15 protein-coding genes are annotated in these 17,994 nt (G+C 65.5%); 8 read left to right on the top strand and 7 right to left on the bottom strand.

Annotated elements, in window-relative coordinates:
* Positions 1 to 36 precede the first annotated feature (36 nt).
* Both KF733_09945 and KF733_09940 read right to left on the bottom strand, forming a co-directional pair.
* Positions 37 to 513 carry a hypothetical protein gene (locus KF733_09945; GenBank protein QYK55324.1) on the bottom strand — a complete coding sequence of 159 codons (477 nt, stop codon included), beginning with the start codon at positions 511 to 513 and terminating at the stop codon, positions 37 to 39.
* A gap of 18 nt (positions 514 to 531) precedes the next feature.
* Positions 532 to 1,251: an aquaporin gene (locus KF733_09940; protein ID QYK55323.1), complete on the bottom strand. Its 720-nt coding sequence runs from the start codon at positions 1,249 to 1,251 to the stop codon at positions 532 to 534.
* Positions 1,252 to 1,490: 239 nt separating this feature from the next.
* Between KF733_09940 and ppdK the strand changes: the two genes are divergently transcribed.
* The 4 genes from ppdK to KF733_09920 all read left to right on the top strand — a co-directional run bounded on the left by ppdK (position 1,491) and on the right by KF733_09920 (position 9,404).
* Complete coding sequence (gene ppdK / locus KF733_09935) at positions 1,491 to 4,184, top strand: pyruvate, phosphate dikinase (protein QYK55322.1); 2,694 nt, start codon at positions 1,491 to 1,493, stop codon at positions 4,182 to 4,184.
* 142 nt (positions 4,185 to 4,326) lie between these two features.
* On the top strand, positions 4,327 to 6,861 hold the full coding sequence (locus tag KF733_09930) for a hypothetical protein (protein QYK55321.1): 2,535 nt from the start codon (positions 4,327 to 4,329) through the stop codon (positions 6,859 to 6,861).
* 72 nt (positions 6,862 to 6,933) lie between these two features.
* A complete protein-coding gene (locus KF733_09925; GenBank protein QYK55320.1) occupies positions 6,934 to 8,256 on the top strand; it encodes a hypothetical protein in 1,323 nt (440 codons plus the stop codon).
* A 65-nt stretch (positions 8,257 to 8,321) separates the two neighbouring features.
* Positions 8,322 to 9,404 (top strand): alkene reductase, encoded by a 1,083-nt coding sequence (locus tag KF733_09920; GenBank protein QYK55319.1) that lies wholly within the window; start codon positions 8,322 to 8,324, stop codon positions 9,402 to 9,404.
* Positions 9,405 to 9,408: 4 nt separating this feature from the next.
* Here the strand turns inward: KF733_09920 and KF733_09915 are convergent, their stop codons facing one another.
* Entirely contained in the window at positions 9,409 to 10,422 is a 1,014-nt protein-coding gene (locus KF733_09915; protein ID QYK55318.1) for a Gfo/Idh/MocA family oxidoreductase, read from the bottom strand.
* An 85-nt stretch (positions 10,423 to 10,507) separates the two neighbouring features.
* Here KF733_09915 and KF733_09910 point away from each other — a divergent pair, with 85 nt between their 5' ends.
* The gene (locus tag KF733_09910) at positions 10,508 to 11,908 is read left to right on the top strand and encodes an aspartate ammonia-lyase (GenBank protein QYK55317.1); all 1,401 of its coding nucleotides are present in this window, start codon (positions 10,508 to 10,510) and stop codon (positions 11,906 to 11,908) included.
* Here KF733_09910 and KF733_09905 read toward each other — a convergent pair.
* Both KF733_09905 and KF733_09900 read right to left on the bottom strand, forming a co-directional pair.
* A complete protein-coding gene (locus KF733_09905) occupies positions 11,905 to 12,177 on the bottom strand; it encodes an acylphosphatase (protein ID QYK55316.1) in 273 nt (90 codons plus the stop codon). The two genes, KF733_09910 and KF733_09905, sit on opposite strands and share 4 nt — an antisense overlap.
* The gene (locus tag KF733_09900; GenBank protein QYK55315.1) at positions 12,174 to 13,040 is read right to left on the bottom strand and encodes an NAD+ synthase; all 867 of its coding nucleotides are present in this window, start codon (positions 13,038 to 13,040) and stop codon (positions 12,174 to 12,176) included. The genes KF733_09905 and KF733_09900 overlap by 4 nt, the downstream gene beginning before the upstream one ends.
* A gap of 169 nt (positions 13,041 to 13,209) precedes the next feature.
* Here KF733_09900 and KF733_09895 point away from each other — a divergent pair, with 169 nt between their 5' ends.
* Both KF733_09895 and KF733_09890 read left to right on the top strand, forming a co-directional pair.
* Positions 13,210 to 13,422, top strand: a complete 213-nt coding sequence (locus KF733_09895) for a DUF5326 family protein (GenBank protein ID QYK55314.1) — start codon at positions 13,210 to 13,212, stop codon at positions 13,420 to 13,422.
* A gap of 25 nt (positions 13,423 to 13,447) precedes the next feature.
* On the top strand, positions 13,448 to 15,679 hold the full coding sequence (locus KF733_09890) for a penicillin acylase family protein (GenBank protein ID QYK55313.1): 2,232 nt from the start codon (positions 13,448 to 13,450) through the stop codon (positions 15,677 to 15,679).
* A 1-nt stretch (position 15,680) separates the two neighbouring features.
* Here KF733_09890 and KF733_09885 read toward each other — a convergent pair whose 3' ends face one another.
* Positions 15,681 to 16,376 carry a M48 family metallopeptidase gene (locus KF733_09885; protein ID QYK55312.1) on the bottom strand — a complete coding sequence of 232 codons (696 nt, stop codon included), beginning with the start codon at positions 16,374 to 16,376 and terminating at the stop codon, positions 15,681 to 15,683.
* Positions 16,377 to 16,394: 18 nt separating this feature from the next.
* On the bottom strand, positions 16,395 to 16,949 hold the full coding sequence (locus KF733_09880) for a DUF899 family protein (protein QYK55311.1): 555 nt from the start codon (positions 16,947 to 16,949) through the stop codon (positions 16,395 to 16,397).
* A 78-nt stretch (positions 16,950 to 17,027) separates the two neighbouring features.
* Here KF733_09880 and KF733_09875 point away from each other — a divergent pair, with 78 nt between their 5' ends.
* Positions 17,028 to 17,963, top strand: a complete 936-nt coding sequence (locus tag KF733_09875; GenBank protein QYK55310.1) for a DMT family transporter — start codon at positions 17,028 to 17,030, stop codon at positions 17,961 to 17,963.
* Positions 17,964 to 17,994: the final 31 nt, after the last annotated feature.

The raw sequence follows: 17,994 nt of genomic DNA, 5'->3' as shown, positions 1-17,994 counted from the left end.
ACGATTCTACGACGAAATTTCGCGGTTTTGGGCCTCTTACTCCCAGTGCACCGCAAGATCTCCGTGCAGAGACTGGATGTAATTCAGCTGAGCGTCGTGATACATCATGTGGGTCGCGCTGAGGCTGGCCATTGCGACCATGGTGTTGTTCCCGCCGGGGGTCTCGATGCTGGCGTGGAGGTTGCCCTCCGGCAGCGCGTCCCATGCGGCGAGGACTGCGTCGGCCCCCGCGCGGAACTCGGCGATGCACCCGTCCTTGGTGCGGGCCCCGCCCGGCGCGACGGCCCAGCCTTCCTCGAACGGCCACGGGCCGGGGTCCTCGCCGCGCAACCGCGCCGCGATCCGCTTGTTCACGACGGCCGTCTCATACGTGAAGTCGTAGGCTTGCCGCGCGGAACCGGCGAAGCTGGTGCCGAGCTGGGCTTCGTCCATCGCCTGCAGATCTTTCAGGTAGAGGTTCGCGGCGTCGGAAATGCGCTCGCGAATGTGGGCCTTAACGTCTTGAGGGGTCATCGTCGGAAAGGATACTCGTCAGGCCGTCTGGGCGCCCTCCTGAACCTTATAGACGAGCATCGCGAGAGTGCCGCCCAACAACGGGCCGACCAGGTAGAGCCACAGGTTCTCCCACCCACCGCCACCGCTCAGCGCGTGGGCAATGGTGAGACCGGTGCCGACCGCCGGGTTGAAGGCGCCGCCCGAGATGCCCCCGCCCGCATAGGCGCCCGCCACGATGACCGCTCCGATCGCGAGCCCAAAGTAGCTGTTGCCCTGGGCCTTCGGGTTCACGGCGACGTTGAACACGACAAGCACCAAGATGAACGTGAAAATGACCTCGACAAGCAGGGCCGGAAGGGTTTGGACCCCCGCTCCAGGGGCGATGGGCGTGGTGTGGCCTGTGACAGCCATGCCGAGATAGGCGCCCGCCGTCCCGCCGACGAGCTGCGAGAGAATGTAGGGAAGGGCCTCGCCCTTCGGCATCTTGCCGCTGATGGCCAAGGCGGTCGTGATGGCCGGGTTAAAGTGCGCGCCACTGGCGGGCGCCCCCATGTAGACCAGGGTCATGAGGACGAAGCCGATTGCGATGATCGCGCTGGGTTGCGCGGCAGCGGCGAGCATCATCTTGGACTGGACGTCGGTCGGCACGCCGACGCCTTCGAAACTCGCGGGAGGCTGGGTCGCCGCGACCGCCAGGCAGATGGTGAAGACGAGGCCAAGGGTTCCGATGAACTCGGTAAGAAGCTTCGATGTCATCGCGCCCATTTGTACCCGCGCACCTTGCTCCATGGCCAGAGCCGGCCGCATGGCCGATCCATAGGCCGCAAGCGGACAGGGTGGTACGGGAGGACAGTCGATGGGGAGTTACAGGGCGCCACGGAATAACCCCGGCACGGTATAGCACCGCCCTAAGGGGGCAAAAGAACCGGAGATAGACTGTCACCAAGCACAGCCACGCAACGGCGCGCGGCCCGTCGCCAAGGACGAATTAAGAGATGAGCGAAAAACGCGTTTACTTGTTCCGGGAAGGGAACGCCACCATGCGGGATCTGTTGGGTGGAAAGGGGGCGAACCTTTCCGAGATGAGCAATATCGGCTTGCCGGTACCTCCCGGACTGACGATCACCACGGCGGTCTGCAACGAGTACTACGCGAACGACCGCCGGCTGCCGGCCGGGCTGATGGACGACGTGCGCGCCGCGGTCGCCTCGATCGAGCACGACCTCGGCAAGAAGTTCGGCGACGCGTCAAACCCGCTTCTCCTTTCGGTCCGCTCGGGCGCCAAGTTCTCGATGCCCGGAATGATGGACACGATCCTCAACCTGGGCTTGAACCAAGAGACCCTCGCGGGTGTTGTGCGACAGAGCGGGGACGAGCGTTTCGCCTACGACGCTAACCGCCGCTTCATCGCGATGTTCAGCGACGTCGTGTTGGACGTCCCGAAGGCGAAGTTCGAGGCCCTGCTCCACGACATGAAGAAGCAGAAGGGCGCCAAGCTCGACACCGACCTTTCGGCCGAGGATCTGAAGCACCTCTGTACCGATTTCCTCGCGCTCGTCCTGAAGGAGACGGGGCACGGTTTCCCCGGCGACCCCTGGCAGCAGCTTGAGATGGCGATCGAGGCCGTCTTCCGCAGCTGGAACAACGACCGCGCCATCGTCTATCGCCGCACCGAGAAGATTCCGGACGAGATCGGCACCGCCGTGAACGTCCAAGCGATGGTCTTCGGCAACCTGGGCGAAGACTGCGGCACGGGCGTCGCCTTCACCCGAGACCCCTCGACCGGCGAGAACTTGCTCTACGGCGAATACCTGATGAACGCCCAAGGTGAAGACGTGGTCGCAGGGACGCGCACTCCGGTGCCGATCAGCGAGCTGGCCGAGCAGAACCGCGCCGTTTACGACGAGTTCGTCGCGATATGCCACCGGCTCGAGGGCCATTACAAGGACATGATGGACCTGGAGTTCACGATCGAAAAGGGTCGGCTCTTCATGCTCCAGTGTCGCGCGGGCAAGCGGACCGGCCCAGCGGGCGTGCGCATGGCCGTCGAGATGGTCGAACAGGGCTTGATCGATAAGGAGACCGCGATCCAGCGCGTCACCGCCTCGCACCTGGACCAACTTTTGCACCCGCGCATCGACGAGGTCTATGTTACGGACCGTGGGATCAAGCCGGTCGCCCAGGGCTTGGCCGCTTCGCCAGGTGCGGCGGTCGGCAAGGCCGTCTTTAACGCGGACTCGGCCGAGCGTCTTGGGGGCCAGGGCCAAAAGGTCGTGCTCATTCGCGACGAGACAAACCCCGACGACGTCCACGGAATGCTTGCCGCGCAGGGCATCCTCACGGCACGTGGCGGGAAGACCTCGCACGCGGCGGTCGTCGCGCGCGGTTTCGGAATCCCGTGCGTGGCGGGTTGTGAGGCGATCACAGTCGATGAGCACAACGCACGGATGACGGTGGGCGACGTGGTCGTGAACGAAGGCGACTTGGTCACGATAGACGGCTCAACCGGTAAGATTTATAACCTGGAACTTGCACTTATCCCGCCGGACGTGAGTGGCCACTTCGGGATACTTATGGGCTGGTGCGACGAGTTCCGGCGCCTGCGCGTCAGGACGAACGCGGACAACCCGCGCGATAGCCAGCAGGCGATCGACTTTGGCGCGGAAGGCATCGGACTCTGCCGCACAGAGCACATGTTCTTTGAGCCAGACCGGCTGCCGATCGTCCGCGACATGATCCTTGCCAAGAACGAGCACGTTCGCGAGGCTGCGCTTGCGAAACTCCTCGCGGTCCAGCAAGCCGACTTCGAGGGCATCTTCCGGGTCATGGCGGGCAAGCCGGTGACGATCCGCCTGATCGACCCGCCGCTGCACGAGTTCCTGCCCTCGCACGACGAGCTGCTCCGCGAAGCCACCGAGCTCCGCATCGCCGCGAATTTGACGGGAGGCCAAGGGCTCAAGGGGATTCTGGCGGAGAAGGAGACCATGTTGGAAGCGGTCGAGAGCATGCGCGAGGCCAACCCGATGATGGGCCTGCGCGGCGTCCGCCTTTCCGTCGTCTTCCCGGGGATCGTCGAGATGCAGACCCGCGCGATCATGGGCGCGGCCTGCAAGCTGAAGGCGCAGGGCGTGGACGTCCAACCAGAGATCATGATCCCGCTCGTCGGGCATGTGAACGAGCTCCGGGTCGTCCAGGTGCAGCTGGAGCGCGTGGCCAAGGAGGTGATGCTGGAGACCGGCGTCCAGGTGCCGTACCTCTTCGGTACGATGATCGAAATCCCGCGCGCGGCGCTGACTTCCGCCGAGATCGCCGAGTTCGCCCAGTTCTTCAGCTTCGGCACGAACGACCTCACCCAGATGACGTTCGGCTATAGCCGGGACGACGCCGAAGGCAAGTTCCTCCAGAAGTACGTCGAGGACAAGATCTTGCCGACGAACCCGTTCGAGTCGATCGACCGCACGGGTGTAGGACGCCTGATGCGGATGTCGGTCGAGGAGGGCCGCGGGGCGCGCGACGGGCTGAAATGCGGCATCTGTGGCGAGCACGGCGGGGATCCCGAGTCCATCTACTTCTGCCACGAAATCGGGCTGGACTACGTCTCGTGCTCGCCCTTCCGCGTGCCGATCGCGCGGCTCTCGGCCGCGCAGGCCGCGATCCGCGAGCGCGTAAAGGTCACGCTCGACAAGTAACCGGCTCCCGAGCACGCCTCCCTGAAATCCGGGGAGGGGCACCATCCGCATATTTGCGAGGTTTGCGTCCTAGGTTAAGAGACCGCTCCAAGAAGCGCCGTTGGCCAAGCCGGGCCGCGGGCCATCTGGGCAAACTGGAGCGGTGATAACTTCGCTCGTCCTTGCCTCTGTCCTCGTGCAGGACCGGCAAGACGCCCAGCCGATCTCGACCGGCCAGGTCATCTCGCCGATCGGCAAGCACGTAGACCCGGGCTATTTCCCCTGCAACATGGCGCTCTCGCCGGACGGGCGCAGCCTTCTCGTCACCACGGCGGGGCACCGCGAGTTCCTGAGCGTGATCGATACGAAGACGGGCGAGATCGTCGGCCAGCAGGACTTCAACGGCCGCACCGATGACGAGAGGCAGAGCCTTTACTTCGGCATCGCCTGGGGGCCGCTCAGCGGGGATGGCCGCCTCGTCTACGCGGCGAACGGCTCCATGGACTCCGTCACCGAGTGCAAGGCGATGCCGGACGGAAGCCTCGCGAAGCCGCTCCGGTCGATCCGCACGGCGCCCCCGGCAAAGGAGGACGCCCTCCGCGCCCAGGCGGCCGGCATCGCGCTGGATTCTACGGGCGGCAAGCTGCTCGTAGTCCACAACGGCACCAGCGCCTTCACCGATTTCAAAGGCGAACTGGTCGTGATGGACCTGAAGACGGGCCAGCGCGAGGCGCAGATCTCGACGGCGGGCTTTCCGCTTGACGTCAAGCTCCTCACTAAAGGGCCGCAGAGAGACCGTAAAGCCTATGTCACCAGCGAGCGCGACGGGGTCGTCCAGGTCGTGAGCCTAACGGAGGGCCGGGTCGTCCGCGACATCAAAACCGGCTCCGAACCCACCCACTTGATGCTCAACCGCGACCAGACGCGGTTGTTCGTGGCGAACTCCGGCGGGGACACGGTGACTATCATCGACACGCGAAGCAGCAGAGTCTTGGCCACCATCCTGGTGCGGCCGGACGCGGTGCGCGGCTTCCCGGGGACCACGCCCCTGGGCATGGCGCTTTCTCCGGACGAGAAGACGCTCTTCGTCGCCTGCGCCGACATCAACGCGGTGGCCGTCATCGAAGTGGCGACGCGCGAGCTTGAGGGCTATATCCCGACGGGTTGGTACCCGACGTCGGTCGCGGTCTCGCCGGACGGCGCCCGGCTCTTCGTCGCGAGCGCCAAGGGCATAGAGTCCCTGAACCCCAACAATGTACCGGACAGCTCGAACGAGCGGCACCCGCTTCGCGTGATGCAGGGCACCGTCAGCATGATGCCGGTCCCTAGCCGCAAGGCCCTTGCGGCGATGACGGAGAAGGTGGTCGCGAACAACCGCTTCGCGGAACTCGCCCGCTTCGCCGAGCTCTACAAGACTTACAACCCCGGCATCGAGCACTGCATCTATGTGGTCAAGGAGAACCGCACGTACGACCAGGTGCTTGGCGACTACGAGAAGGGCAACGGCGACCCTGAGATCTGCCTCTTCCCGAAAGAGGTGACGCCGAACCAGCACGCCCTTGCCGAGCGCTTCGCCCTCCTCGACAACTTCTACGTCTGCGCGGAGGTGAGCGCGGACGGCTGGAGCTGGTCTGTGGCGGGCATGGCGAACGAGTACAACCAGCGGAACAGCCGGTACAACTACGCGGGCCGTGGCCGGGAGTACGACTTCGAGGGCCAGAACAACGGCACCGCGGTCGACCTGCTCGGGCTGCGCGACGTGAGCGAGCCGGACGGCGGCTACATCTGGGACGCGGCCGCCAAGGCGGGGAAGACGTACCGCAACTACGGCATGTACACCGCCTTTGGAGACGCGACCGTGACTCCGCAAGGCACGCCCGTCAGCGAGGACAACAAGCCGACGAAAAGGGCCCTGCTGGAGCACACGGACCTGAACTACCGGCGGTACGACCTCGCCTATGCCGAGAGCCCGGCCTGGCACGAATATGCCAACCCGAGCCAGAACCAGCTCAAAGAGTTCGGCGGGTTCAAGTCCCGGTTTGAAGCCTGGAAAGCGGAGTTCGACGAGTTCGTCAAGAACGGCAAGTTGCCCGCCCTCTCCCTCGTCCGGATGGGGAACGACCATACGGCCGGCACCCGGGCGGGCGGTTTCAGCCCCCGCGCCATGGTCGCGGACAACGACTATGCGGTGGGATTGCTGGTTGAGGCGGTCTCGAAGAGCCCGTACTGGACGAAGACCGCGATCTTCGTGATCGAGGACGACGCGCAAGCTGGCTACGACCACGTCGACTGCCACCGCTCGATCTGCTTCGTCGTGAGCCCCTACGTGCCCCGAGGCACCCACGACTCCCGCTTCTACAACACCGACTCGGTGCTCCATTCCATCTCGGCCTTGCTCGGCATGAAGCCCTGGAACCAGCTGGTGGCGATCGCCGAGCCGTTCCGCTTCTTCGCCAAGACCCCGGACAACGCGGAGACTTTTACCGCGATCAAGCCCGCGAAGGAGATCATCGGTGAGATCAACCAGCCGGACGCCTACCGGTCGGCCGACAGCGCCAGGCTCATCAGCCGCTTCCAGGAGGAGTCGTTGCCCGACATCGAGCTGAAGGACATTCTTTGGGGCGCGATCAAAGGGGCGAAGACCCCGCGTCCGCCCGTGCGGCGAAACGTCCAGCTGAACGAGCAGGACGACGACTAAGACCGTCTTCGGGTCCCAATTGTCGGGTCGACGCTCAGCCGCAAGCGTCGGCCCGTCGTCATAGTAGGTGACATGCTGGAACTGGCCCTCTGGATCGCTGGGATGCTTCACAAGACGGAGCCCGCCACCGTGGCCCCGCCCAAGGCGCGTGTCGAGGTGACGGAGAGGGATCGGGAGCTGTTCGACGCGAACATCGCCAAGTACCTCTCGCGAGACTCTTGGAACGACTCGCTCGCCTACTTGCACGGCCACTTCCTGATGGTGCCGTTGCAGGCCGCTTTCTTAATGGACGAGGAGGCGTGGATCTCGCAGTACGAAGCCCAGTTCAAGCGGTTCGTGAAGGTGCCCCGCGACCAGTGGTGCAAGAACCCGCTCTCGCGCTTCCAGTATCTTTACGTCCCTTCCCGGTTCTTAGCCCTCAGCGCGATGACGGGCCGCAAAAGCGACGTCGCCCCCGAACTGAACAAGGTGCTGACCGACGCGGTCGTGGCCCGGTGGACCACGGAAGACGCGATCGCTTTCGACCACAAACCGTTCACTGGAGTGGGCGAGCGCGTCCGCCACAAGCTGTCCCTCAGCAATCCGGCAAGGTCGCACTTCAAGGCGTACACCGACGAGGAGTTCTTCATCTTCGCGGTTGCCTCGGACCTCATCTATGTCGAGCGCAAGACAGGCGTGAAGAACCCTAAGTCCGCTACCCTACGAGAGATCGTGGACACGGCCATGCGCGTGGTCCGTGCCGAGAGCGAGTTCACTCCGCAGGGCGGCTGGCTCTTTCAGGTGGGCGGCTGGACGGACCACCCGGACGACGCCTACGCGGGTTACTCGACCTATCAACCGGGCTTGGTCCCCAAGAAGAAGAGCGACGTCGTGATGGACACGTCCCACTTCCACCGGTTCGCGCTTTATGTCAACTCGCTCCGCAACGCCCAGGAACCGGGGAGTTCCGACGCCAAGTACATGGACCGCGTGTTCAAGGGCCTTTCGAAGCAGATGGCAGACGTAGTCCTCGTTCCGCCGGACAACTCCACCAAGTTCTGGCGCACGAAGAACTTTATGGACGGGTGGAACGGCCTTTACCGCTACGGCGCGGCGGATTTGGGTGGGAAGGGCTATGGCCCTTATGAGCTCAGCGGGACGTTCCTCATGGGGTGGTGGTCGTTCCTCGACAACCCAAAGATCGACAAGGCCTACGCCGAGATTTCCCAAGCCTTCCCACTCTCGCAAGCCGAGCTGCAGGTCTACCAGGGGCCGGTCTACAAGCCGAACCCGACCGCCAAGAGCTGGTACGAGAACGGCCTTGCGGAGCTCTTTACGCGGCTCGCCGCAAAGATGCCGAGCATTCAGGACGACGGCAAGCAGCGCGAGGTTTCGCTCTCCAAGCGGGCCAAATGACGCGCCGCCCGGCGGCGGACTAGGGCCTGGGCGACGAATGGGCGATCCGAGGCATTCTATTAGATGTGCTGGACAGCCTGCTCTCGCCATACCGCCTTGGGACCGTCACGCTGCCGAACCGGATCGTGATGGCGCCGCTCACGCGTAGCCGCGCGGGGGCTGAGCGCATCCCGAACGAGATGATCGCTGAGTACTACCGCCAGCGCAGCGGAGCGGGGCTCATCGTGAGCGAGGCGACCTCCATCAGCCCGTCCGGGGTCGGCTATGAGGGGACCCCCGGCATCTGGACGGTCCAGCAAGAAGCCGCCTGGAAGCACGTGACGAACGCGGTCCACCACGCGAGCGGCCGCATCTTCTGCCAGCTCTGGCACGTGGGCCGCATTTCGCACCGGATGTGGCAGAACGCCAACGCCCGCCCCGTCGCACCCAGCGCGGTGAAGCCGGAGGGACAGATTCGAACGCCGAACGGGATGGAGGATTTCGACACGCCGCGCGCACTGGAGACGGCGGAGATCCCTTCGATCGTCGACGACTATCGCCGGGCGGCCGAGGCGGCGGACCGCGCGGGGTTCGACGGGGTCGAGATCCACGGGGCAAACGGGTACCTGGTCGAGCAGTTCCTACGTGACGGAACGAACCTGCGGACCGACCGGTATGGCGGCTCGATCGAGAACCGCGCGCGCTTCTGCATGGAGGTCTTGGACGCGATCCTGGAGTACCTGCCCGCTGAGAACGTCGGTCTTCGGCTGAGCCCGCACAACCTGGGCCGCGGCATGACCCATAGCGACTTGGTCGAGACGTACCGTTATGTTGCAGAGCAGGCGCAAGAGCGCAAGATCGCGTACCTTCACGTCGTGGGCGCGCTCGATTCGCCCGAAGACCAGGCCACTCCGGCGATCCGCCAAGCTTTCCGGGGCCCCCTCATCGTGTGCGGGGGCTATACGCTGGAGCGCGCGTTGAAGGCGCTTGACCTGGGGGCGGACCTGGTGGCGTTTGGCCGTCCGTTCATTTCAAACCCGGACTTGCCCGAGCGGTTCCGCCGTGGCGCGCCCTTGGCGGAATGGAACACAGAGACCTTCTACACGCCCGGGCCGACGGGTTACATCGACTACCCGGCCTTGGACGTGGTGGCATCTGGCACGGCGTAGGCGGCTAGCCCGCCGCACCGACCTGGAAGGGCGGCGTCTCGGTCCAATCGGGCGTGACGGGCCGCCCCGTGCGCGCGCTTTCGATCGCGGCTAGGGCGACGGCGACCGCGTTCGCTCCTTCTTCCGGCGTCACGGGTAGCGTGCCGCCCTGCCGCACGGTCTCGACGAAGGCCGAGATTTGGCGGTAGTAGGGGTCGTCCGCGGCCGAGTAATTGTTTTCGGCGCGCGATCCCGATTCTTGGTGCAGGCGCAGCGAGGGGTTGCGCCGAGAGTCGTACTCGATCAGGCCCTCGCTGCCGGCCGCGTCGATGGCGGTGCTGAAGCCGCTGGGGTCCAGCCAGGTGCTCTCCACGTGCGCCACCGCCCCGTTTTCATAGCGGATCGTGGTGAGGGCATAGTCCCCCACGAAGTCTTCGGTCACGGTCTTGCCGAACCGCACGGACTGGGCGTATACGGTCGTCGGCTTTCCGAGCGTCCAGTTCAGCCAGTCGAAATCGTGGACGGCCAGGTCCAGCAAGACGCCGCCGGACCGCGCGTAATCCTGGAACCAGCCGCCCGCGCCGCTCGGCGCCTTTCCCCCGCGGTGCAGGCGGAGGGAAGCCGGTTTGCCGATCTGGCCGGCAACGATGGCTTTGTGCGCGGCGCGGTGCTCGGGGAACCAGCGCACGACCTGGGCCGGCATCAGGGCGACCCCCTTCTCGCGCGCGAGGCGACCGAGCTCGCGGCATTCCGCGACACTTGGCGCCATCGGCTTTTCCAGAAGCGTCGGCTTGCCCGCTTCTAGGGCCTGGCGAGCGGTCTGGACGTGAAGGTCAGTCGGGAGGCACACGTCCACCGCCTGCGCCCCCTTCAAAAGTTCCTCAAAGCTCTGGGTCGGCGTCGCCTTGTGCCTGGTACAGAAAGCGGCCAGCCGCTCCGGGTCGGCGTCGTAGGCGGCCAGTCCGACGCCCCGTAACTGCGTGTACTTGGAGGCGTGCACGTTGCCCATTCCTCCGCACCCGACGATTCCGACCAGCATGGAACCAGTATGGCAAGACTTGGCCGCCTTGTGAGGGCTCGCCCGGCCTCATCGGGGCCGCATGCACCGGTAGACTCGGGCGAGCATGGGAACTCGAATTGAGAAGGATTCTCTCGGCGAAGTCGAGGTCAGCACGGAAGCCTATTGGGGCAGTCAGGCGGAGCGGAGCCGACGCCTGTTCCAGATCAGCGGCCTGACCGAGCACCCCCGGATGATCGACGCCTATGTGCTCCTCAAGAGGGCGTGCGCGCAGGCGAACACGGAGCTCGGCTTGCTCGACGCGGAGATCGGCAAGGCCATCCAGCAAGCGGCCGACGAGGTCTTGAACGGCGGGTTGCGCGACCAGTTCCCAGTCGACGTCTTCCACATGGGCGCGGGCACAAGCTTCAACATGAACACGAACGAGGTGCTTGCGAACCGTGCTGAAGAGCTTCTGGGTGGGAACCGTGGAGAGTACCAAAGGGTCAACCCGAACGACCACGTGAACTATGGCCAATCGACGAACGACACGTTCCCGACGGCAATGCGGGTCATGGCCCGCGTCATGCTGGAAGACTTGTTGCACTCGGTCGACCGTTTAGCCGACGCATTTGCCCAAAAGGGCGTGGAATTCGACGGCGTCCTAAAGAGCGGAAGGACCCACTTGCAAGACGCGGTACCAGTGCGACTTGGCCAGGAATTCATGGCCTATAGCGTCTCCATCCGTCGCTGCCGGAGATGGCTGGACCACGCTGCATACGAGTTGGAAGAGCTGGGCATCGGAGGGAGTGCGGCGGGCACCGGACTGAACACGCACCCCGACTACCGCAAGCGCGTCGTCGAGCTTTTGGGCGAGGCCACAGGCCTCCCCTTCCGCCCCGCGCAGGACCTGCGCGAAGCGATGCAGAGCCAACTCTGCATGTCCGCGCTCGGCGCCGGCCTCCGGCTCCTCGCGAACGAGCTCACCCGCATCACGAACGACCTGCGGCTCATGGCGAGCGGGCCGCTCACGGGCCTGGCCGAGATCCGGCTTCCCGCCGTGCAGCCGGGGTCTTCGATCATGCCCGGCAAGGTCAACCCGAGCATCCCGGAGAACATGAACATCGTGCTTTTCCAGGTGCTGGGCCAGTGCCAGGCCCTAGACGATAGCGTACGCGGAGGACAGCTCGAACTCAACGTTATGATGCCGGGGATGGCCTTCTCGGCCCAGTTCGCGATCATGATCCTCACGAACGCGATCGAGACCTATATTGACAATTGCGTCTTAGGGATCGTGGCAGACGAGGAGCGTTGTAAGCACTACGCGGAAACATCGCCTTCGCTCGCGACTGCCCTTAACGTTTATGTCGGCTACCAAAAGGCGGCGCAAGTCGTGAAGCAGGCGCTGGCAGAGAAGAAGACGATCCCCGAGGTCGTGCGCGAACAAGGACTGCTCGACGAAGAGACTTTGGCGAAGGCGCTCGACCCCGCCCTTCTCACCGAGCCCGGCATCCCGGGCCGCTCCTAGCGGCTCGGGGCGACCGAGAACCCTTGTGCCAGGACCGGGGAGGCCGGCTCCGCTAGGACGCCGTCCACCCGGCCCGGCCCCGACCAGAGCCGCTCGCCGAGCTTGTCCAGGTCGGCCTCCGGCCCTGCCGCAAGTAGCTCCACCGCGCCATCGGCACGGTTCCAGACCTCGCCGGAGAGGCCGAGGCCCAGCGCCTCGCGGACCACGAAGGCCCGGAAGCCCACGCCTTGCACGTGCCCCGAAACGATTAGGCGGCGCGAGGCCGTCAATAGTCCACCGGCCTTAAGTAGGATTCGTTGATCGCCGAGTCGGAGACCATCGCGACAGTCGGCAAATGCCGCTTCCAGTGGCTTCCCGCCACCCGCGCATAGACCAGCCGGACCTTTGCGGGATCGTATCCCCACTCCACCAGCTTGCGTTCTTGCACGCCGCGAGCCAGGTGGACGAGGATGCGGTCGGCCTCTTGATAGGAGACTCCGATGTCGCCCTCGTCGGTCTGCCCCTTGACAAGGTCTGCGGTGGGGGGCTTGTTCACGATCGCGCTCGGCACGCCCAGTTCCCGCGCCACGTCCCAAACCTGGGTCTTGAAGAGGTCGCCCAGCGGGTTCACCGCCGGGGCGTCGTCACCGTGCCAGGTGAAGTAGCCCAGCATCCTCTCGCTCTTGTTCGAAGTGCCGACCGTCATCGCGCCCAGCTTAGCGGAGAGGTCGTAGAGGATGGCCGTGCGGCACCGCGCGCAGACGTTGCCGACCCGCGTGGGCGAAGCGTCCGGATCTGTCCGAAGGATGTACCCGTCGACCATTGGGGTGATGTCGACGGTGGCGCAGCGCACGGCGAGGGCGTCGATCACGAGGTCGGCGTGGTCGAGGCTCTCAGGCGAGGACAGGCGGAACGGCATGCGCACCGCCGTCACGTTCTCGGGCCCGAAGGCACGGGCACAAAGATAGGCGCTGACGGCAGAATCCGCCCCGCCGCTCAGGCCGAGGACGACGCGCGAAAACCCTCGACGCCGGATGCACTCGTCGGCGAGGAAGCGGGTGAGCCATTCGACCATTGAGGCGGGATGGATCGCCAGCAAGCGGTCCGCCTCCTTCCACGGGGTCGCCGCCCGTAAGACTTGAAAGTTTCCCACGCCTATCCGGAGATTATGCCGGCGGGAGCGGTTTATCGCAGAGTCGGGCCGAGAGTCCCGGCGCAAAGGCCCGGGTGCCACCCAACGGTCCTGCGACGGGTAAGCACGGACAGAGGCCAAAGCGGCCGGTGGCGAATCCGCCTTCGGCTCGTCTCATTAAGTACCGACTATGGGTTCGAACAACGGAATAGGCAAGCTGCTCCTGTACATTGCGCTGGGCGTCCTTGCCCTGTGGCTGGCGGGGTCGGTCCTCACTTGGGCGATCGCGCTGGTCTTCAAGGTCCTGATCCCCGTCCTCGTGATCGGCGGACTTGGATACCTGGTCTACCGCGCGTTTTCGAGGAAGTCGCTGACGGGCTCGGACCGCCGCTCCCTTCCATAAACCCGGCGCGGGTACAAAGGCGGCGATGCACGCCCTTTTACTTGGCATGGCCCTTCTCGCCCCGCCGCGCTTGGCCGTCGAGCGCGACGCCTACGGTGTGGCGAAAGTGACGGCACCGACCTTTGAGGAGGCGTGCTTCGCGTTCGGCAAGGTGGTCGCCGAAGACCGGCTCTGGCAAATGGAGACGAGCCGCCGCGTGGCCCGCGGTCGGATGTCGGAGGTCTTCGGCAAGGACTCTTTGAACTCGGACAAGGACGCCCTATCCGACGCCTACACGGACGACGAGTACCGCGAGATGATTGCGGCCCTGCCGGAGACGGCGCGCACCGCCTTCCGGGAGTACGCACGGGGCGTGAATGCCGAGATCGACGCGCGCAAGGCGGCCGGCACCCTGCCCAAGGGCTACGCCGAGAACGGCTTCCAGCCCGAGCCGTGGACGGAGACCGACTCGGCCGCGATCTCGGTGATGCTCGCGCGGCGCTTCGGGACGGGCGGAGCGGGCGAGCTTCGCAACTTCGCCCTTTGGCAGTACCTCAAAACGCAGCCCGTGAAGGACCGGGCGGTCGATGTCCTCGACGATTTCCTCTGGTTCAACGATCCGCGCGCGATCCCGACGCTCGGCGACTTTGACGACCCCAAGATCGCGGAGCGGCCCAAGTATTCGCCCCCCGGAAGGGAAGTGACCGCGCGCCAACTCCAAGACCTGCCAAACGTCAATTTGCTGGAGCTCGCCTCCTCGATCCGCGCCGCGAACGACACAGACCAGACGCTCCTGGCACAAAGCGCTTCCGCGCCCTACAAGACGGGCTCCTACGCGATCGTGGTCGCGGCCAGCCGGTCTGCGAACGGCAGACCGATCCTCCTTAGCGGGCCGCAGATGGGGCTGACCGTTCCTTCGATCGTGCACGAGGTGGCGCTGGACGCTCCGGGGTTGCGCGTCGCTGGCATCGACGTCCCGGGCGTTCCTGCGATCGTCGTGGGTAACACCCCTTATATGGCCTGGGGGCTGACAACCGGCGTCGGCGACCTCGCCGATATCTTCTGGGCCCCGCTGGAAGGCGAGTCGTACAAGTTCGGCGCCGAGACGCGGCCCTTGGAGAAGATCCGCTACTCGATCAAGGTGAAGGGCCAGGATCCGGTGGACTTCGTGGCAGAGCGTACTCACCACGGCCCGGTCCTGCTGAAAAGCAAAGGCGGGAAGGCCGTCTTCAGCGTAGAGACCGGCCATTGGAAGCGCGAGCTGGCGAGCTGGTCCAGCCTCTTTGACATGTACCGCGCGAGAAGCGTCGCCGAGCTCGACGACGCCAGGTCCCGCATCGCGGTGAACTTCAACTTCTTCTTCGCCACCGCCGACGGCCATATCGGGTGGCGCTACACAGGGCGCTTCCCCAAGCGCGCCGAAGGGCTTGACGCGCGCTTCCCCGTGCGCGATATGCCCGAGAACCAGTGGCAGGGCACCCTGCCGACCAGCGACCTGCCCGCCGTCGACGACCCGAAAACGGGCCTCCTCGTGAACTGGAACAACAAACCGGCCAGCTGGTGGCCCAACGGTGACACGCCGGCATGGGGTCGGCTCTTCCGGAACCAGCCGCTTCATAAGTTCTTGAGGCGGCCGGTGCTCACCCAGGGCGACCTGGAGCGGGCGGTCTGGGGCGTTTCCCACTTTGACGAAGGGGACGCTTCCTTCATGCCGTACTTCAAAGAGGCGATGGCCAGGGCCGGGCCTACGCCCTCGGCAGAGTGGCAGACGCTCGGCGCCTTCGACGGCTGGCTCGACAACGGCTCGCCTTCCGCCGCGGTCTATGAAGAAGCCGTGCGGCAATTGAGGGGCAAGCTCTTCCGGCAAAGTGTCGGCAACTTCACGAGCGAGCGGTTCTTCGAGGTCGCGGTGCAGCCGAGTGTGATGCTCCAGGCGATGGACCGGGCGACCAAGGTGGATTATCTCGCTGGGCGCGACCCGGTGGACGTGGCGAAAGAAGCGGCCGAGGCTGCCTTCCAGGCGATGGCGGCCCGGTACGGGGCAGACCCCGCGGGTTGGGTCTATACCGCGGCAAGCTTCCCCGCACCGGACGGCACCCGGGTCGCTTATAGCAACCGGGGGGCGTACATCCAGATCACGGGATTCGGCGAAGGGCCCTTTGCAAGGAGCGTCCTGCCGCCCGGCGTGGCCGAATCGGGCGAGCATGCGGCAGACCAGGTCTCCCTGGCGCGGTCGTTCCTCTTCAAGCCCGTGTGGCTGCTCAGGGATCCGAAGTAAGTCAGCGCGCGCCGAGGCTGGCCCCGTGCCTCCGGAGCCAGCCCCGGTGCTCGCGCCAGTCGGGACAATGCGTCTCGACAAGCGCCCAGAACCGCGCCGAGTGGTTCAGCTCCCGCAGGTGGCAGAGCTCGTGGAGAAGGACGTAGTCCATCACGGCGGGCGGGGCCATGGCCAACCGCCAATTCAGGGTCACCGTCCCGCGGGCGGTGCAGGCGCCCCATTTGGTCCGCTGGTCCAGAATGCGGACCTTGCTCGGGCGAAGCCCCGTGACGGCGCCAAGCTCTTCGACCCGGCGTCTGAGGAGCGGGTCGGCGTACTCGCGCAGCGCGGCCCCGATCCTCGCTCGATCCCAGCCTTCAGGCACGGTGAGGCAGCTCCCCTCAAGGAAGGGCCCGCCCCCTTCCACGATTTCAAGCGGTTCTCCGCGCCAAAGCAGGGCGGCTTCCTCGCCTACGCGCTCACCTTCGATCTTCTTCAGATGGCGGTCGATCCACGCGGCAAACTTCAGGGCGGCGTCGATCGCTTCCCGGCGCGGAAGCCGCTCGGGGACCGTCAGGGTGACTCCGGCGGCTGAGACTTGCAGCCGAGCGCGGCGCGCCCGGGTGGACCGCCGCAAGGCGACGGCTACCGTCCGGCTCGGCAGGGCCAGTTCGAAGGGTTCTTCGAAATGGAGCCTGGCCTTGGGCTTGCGCGACATCGGTTCTAGGGACGAGGGTCAGTTCCCGAAGGCGTCGCCCGGCTCCCAGCCCTTGGGGCCACCGACCAAGTCCATCAGCGGCCACACCGGGCAGAAGTCGTCGCCCGGGCCGAAGTTGGTCTTGTTGGTGCGGTAGACGCGATCGCCCACGCGGCGGAAACCGCTCGCCCCCGGCGCCCAGCCCTCCTCGCCATAGAAGCCCATCGCAGTCGTGAACTTGCGCGATTGATCGGAGACCACACGAAACTTCCAGCCCCGGTGGGCAGCGAGCCTGGCCTGCGTTTCCGGGTCGTCCGGCGAGACTAGCACCGCCGCCATCCGCGAGGCCACGAGCGGCAGGTACGTGTTGAGCCCGTCCGCCCAGAGCGTGCAGTAGGAGCAACTGGCCCCCATGTTGTGGATCACTAACAAATCTTCGTGGGCTCCGAACAGTGCGGAAAGCTTGATAGGGCCGCTTCCGTTGTGGAGCTCAAAGTCCTGGATCGGCTCCGGCTCGGCGTTGCGGCGGGCTTCCGCCAGTTGTTCCTTTAGCATATAGATCTGCCTTTCAAGCTCTTCGACGGTCTGGGACATGGCAGGGCGAAGGATACACGGTCGGAACAGAGCATCTGTCCCTGTCCTTCTCGCTTTGTGAGCCCTATACTAGCCGCGGTGGACGCAGGGCGACGGTGGAACTTCAGCCCGTACTTGGCGTTTGTCGTCGTGGCATGGGCCGCGAACTTCAGCGCGCTCAAGATCCTTTTCCACGACGTCCAGCCAGCCGCCGCGGGCCTTGTCCGCTATGTCGGCATGTCCCTGGCCGTGGCCGGTGCGGTGCTCGCTTCGGGCGGGTCTTTGAGATACCCGAAGGGCACGTTCTGGACCTTCAACCTGGGCGGTTTCCTTGGGAGCGGGGTCTATATGCTCCTCTTCTTGGAAGGTATGGGGAAGTCTCCTGCGGCCCTGGGTGCCATCGCCCTCGCGACGGTGCCGATCCTCACCATGCTCATCGGCGCGGCGGCAGGGCAGGAGCGCATGACGCCCCGCCTCGTTTTGGGCTCGTTAGTGGGCTTTCTCGGCGTGGCGATCGCGATCTTGGGCCGTGGCCAGGGCTCCAACGGTGAGACCTGGGGCGCGCTGATGGTGCTGGCGGCGGCGGTCGTCTGGGCGCTTTCCGCGGTGGTCTTGCGGCCCGTCGTGACTTCCGTCACCCCGTTCGCCTCGCTCGCACTGACCCTGCCGGGGGCGGCGATCGTGATGCTCCCTTATGGGACGATGGCGGCCGCAAGAACGGACTGGGGCGCGGTCTCCTGGAACGCCTGGGTGGCGCTCGCCTACCTTGTCGTGGTCGCGGGCATGCTGGGGTTCTCCGCCTACTACAAGGGCTTGGGCGAGGTCGGGGCGGCGCGGGCGACGATGGTGCAGTACTTCATCCCCCCTGCGGCTGCGTTCTTCGCATGGATCTTGCTGGGCTCGCCCTTGCACGCGAGCGAGGCGGTGGGCTTGGTCGTGACGGTCGCAGGCGTCGCCTTGGCGAGCAACCGCAAGCCCGCCGCGCAACCTGCGGTGGCAGAGCCGGCCCGGGTTTGCCCGGGAGAATCGTCCTGACGGAAGATTAGGCCCCTCGGTGCGTGAGGAG

The organism is Fimbriimonadaceae bacterium, assembly GCA_019454125.1.
Lineage (GTDB): Bacteria > Armatimonadota > Fimbriimonadia > Fimbriimonadales > Fimbriimonadaceae > JALHNM01.
The sequence above is the reverse complement of the archived record's forward strand: the minus strand, read 5'-3'. Positions and strand labels throughout refer to the sequence as shown.